The following is a 3,485-nucleotide window of genomic DNA, read 5'->3' as shown; positions in this document are numbered from 1 at the left end:
GATAAATATGTCAAAACAAAAATTAACTTCCCCCGCTTATGTCGGCTTTGGCATGTTGACACCGGTCATCATTATGACCGTGGATCAATTTCCGCGCCACAACACTGGCGCAAGGGTGAATGAAGTCAAAGAATTTGTTTTCGATGACGCCGCTATTGTCGCCTGCTGTCTGCGGCAATGGGGTGTGGAAACTGGCATCATCGGTACAGCGGTAGGCAACGACCCGCGCGGCCATGCATTGGCGCATCAGTTGGAAGAATGGGGCGTGCAAGGAGAAGTGCGCTTCACAGACGCATATCCAACCCCTCTCGAGGTAGATGTATCAGATAGAAAAGGTGCGCGCACTTTCTTCTGGCAGCGTAACGAAGAAATCCTGGCCACGCTGGACACTGCGGATCTGTCTCTCATCAAGGATGCCCGCCTGCTCTATGTGGATTGGTACGATGGGGAAGAGCACATCACTCGTGCAATGAAAGAGGCAGATCGTTTGGGAGTACCGGTATTCCTTAATCTGGAACACGGTCATAAGAACCTGAAACTGTTGAAGCGCTATGCTGAACTAACCTTTATTTGCCAGGCGGTGACTGACGCTGCACAACTCGGTAAAAACCGCGCCCTGCTCCATACGGCGCGTAAGCTGATCGATGCCGGGGTTGAGATGGCTGTCATCACTATGGCCGCCGAGGGATGCCTCGTGGCAGAGGGAAAGAATGCCGTGCGTGTTTTTGCGCCGAAGGTCAGGGCGATAGATGCTGCTGGCGCGGGGGCAGCCTTCTCTTCGGGTTTTTCTTTTGGCTATTTGCAGGGCTGGAGCATAGAAAAGACAGCACGCTTTGCCACTGCAGCTGCTTCGCTGAAGGTCACACGTGCTGGGCTGGAGATGTTTCCACAGACAGAGATAGAGGCGCTGGCTGCCACGCTTGAAGTGGAATATCTTACTTACCGCGATAACCAGTTCCATAAAATCAGCAAGGTTATTGCCTTCCAGCAAAAATCACTGGAACGAAAAACGCGCAACCTGGCCCGACGGGTAACCGGATCGCAGTTGCTGTCCAAACCGGACCGTTCGGGTGGGAAGGACCAACTTTAAGGGAATTATTATGGCTTATGCTACTCTTCTAACGCAAGAACAAGTCGAACGAATCCATGAAGCTTCGCTTGAAATTCTTGAAAACGTCGGCCTGCTGGTCCGCCATCCAATGGCACGCGACATCTATGGCAAGCATGGATGCATGGCAGATCCGGAAACGCAGATCGTTAAAATTCCGCCCAAGGTTGTTGAGCAATTTCGGGCCATGATGCCTCCCACCTTCACTTTTCGGGGCCGCGATCCACAATTTGATCGCACTCTCCCAGACGAAGGTCCGGTTATTGTTACGGCTAGTTCAGCCCCCGACATCATTGATCCGGTTACCGGAGAAGTAAGACGTTCCCGGTCAGATGATATCGCCCGGATAGCTCATCTGATCAACGAACTTCCCGGCTACGATGTCTTCTCTGTCTCCACATTGGCGGATGATGCACCACCCGAACAGTTTACATTATCTCGCATTTATCCATCCTTAAAGCACTGCCTGAAACCGATTCGCATCAATAACAAAGATCTGAAGGATGCTGAAATGATCCTGCGACTTGGGGCCCTGATCGCTGGCAGCGAGGAAGCCTATCGCGAGCATCCTTTTATTACGCACCATTTTTGCCCTGTTGTTTCTCCACTAACTATGGATTACGACTCGACCGAAATGTTGATCTATTTTGCTAAAAACAAATTGCCGGTCTATCCCAGCATTGTGCCAAATGCTGGGCTGACTTCGCCCATGTCCATGACAGGCACGTTGGTTCAGGGCAACGCCGAATTCCTGGCTGCCGCGATATTAATGCAAATGGTTCAGGAGGCTACGCCGCTGATCTATGCCACTTTACCGACTGTGGCCGATATGCGCACCGGCGCTTATGCCTCGGGTGGCATCGAATGCGGCATGCTGCATATGGGTTGCGCACAGATGGCTCGTTTTTACAATGTACCGAGTGGTGGCTATATCGGGTTGACCAACGCAAAGATCAACGATGCGCAGTCCGGGTTTGAAACCGGTTTATCCACCATGGCGGGCGTCCTGGCTGGAATGGATATGCTGAATATGGGCGGCCTGCTGGATGCGCTAAAGATATTCGATTTCGCCAAAGCCGTGATCGATGGTGAGATAGCCCAAATGTTGAAACAGGTCAAACGCGGGTTTGAGTTTAGTGAAGAGAACCTGGCGCTGAATGTGATTGCCGATGCTGGGCCAGGTGGTTCCTTTATGACGAATAAACATACGGTCAAACGAATGAAGACCGAAGCCCTGCTGCCAAAAATCGCAGACCGCGATGCGCGTGAAGGCTGGGAAAAGAAAGGTTCGCTGGATGCACACGCCCATGCGATGCAACGCGTCCGTGATATTTTGGGCAAGGAAACTTCTGATCTCATTTCCCCAGAAGTTGATGCTCAAATTCGAGCCGAGTTCGACGGAATGGTTTCTGGTGAGTTGGAAATGCCCGAAGGTTGGTAAGCATATTTGGGATTTTGTATTTTTATACGGGTGAAAGGAATACTATAGGATGAAGTTATATTTTGCGACTGATGTGCATGGGTCAGAAATCTGCTGGAAGAAGTTCATTAACGCCGGTAAATTTTATGAGGCCGATGTGCTGATATTAGGAGGGGATATGACCGGTAAGGCGATCATCCCTATCATTGCTCAGGGTAAAAACAAGTACAAAGTCACTTTGCTGGATCAAGAGTCAATCCTGGATGGGCAGGAAAATGTAAATGAAATGGTAAAAACCATTCAGAATAGAGGCTACTATCCGTACGTAACAACGCCTGAAGAAGTAAAGGAGATATCAACGATGCCAGGCCAGTCGGACAAAGTATTTCTCGTTCAGGTAATTAATACAGTCCAACGCTGGATGGACTATGCTGACGAAAAATTAGCCGGTACAGGTATGCGATGCTATGTCTGCCCTGGCAATGACGATATGTTTGAGATCGATGATCTTATTAAGGCTTCCAAACACATTGAACTAGTAGAAGGAAAATTGATCCATTTGGACGAAGATCATGAGATGATCAACTCTGGCTGGACCAACCCCACTCCCTGGGATACTCACAGAGAAGAGGATGACGAAACCTTACTGGAACGGATTGAGATAATAGCAAGCCAGCTACAGAACCCGCGAACAGCTATTTTCAATTTACATGCGCCACCTTTTGGTAGTGGCCTTGATGAGGCCCCAGAATTAACTGAAGATTTACATCTTGCCAACGCAGGACAATCTTTAGTGCCAGTTGGCAGTGAGGCTGTGCTCAAGCTTATTAAAAAATACAAGCCGCTTCTAGGTTTATTTGGACATATTCATGAAGGAAAAGGTATTCGCAAGTACCACAAGACGCTATGCATTAACCCTGGAAGTATGTATGAGCAGGGAATTTTGCAAGGAGCCCT

General features: G+C 49.3%; 3 protein-coding genes. All 3 read left to right on the top strand.

Translation table 11 applies throughout. The features are described 5' to 3' along the window. A partial coding sequence (locus tag AC3DOM_RS09660) for a carbohydrate kinase family protein (RefSeq protein WP_487918835.1) occupies positions 1-1,090 on the top strand: 1,090 nt, incomplete at its 5' end. A gap of 10 nt (positions 1,091-1,100) precedes the next feature. Next, positions 1,101-2,549, top strand: a complete 1,449-nt coding sequence (locus tag AC3DOM_RS09655) for a trimethylamine methyltransferase family protein (protein WP_487918834.1) — start codon at positions 1,101-1,103, stop codon at positions 2,547-2,549. Between the two features lie 49 nt (positions 2,550-2,598). Next, on the top strand, positions 2,599-3,485 hold an 887-nt coding region (locus tag AC3DOM_RS09650), incomplete at its 3' end, for a metallophosphoesterase family protein (protein WP_487918833.1).

Source organism: Candidatus Desulfolinea nitratireducens (assembly GCF_982879505.1).
This window is presented reverse-complemented; position numbering and strand designations above follow the sequence as displayed.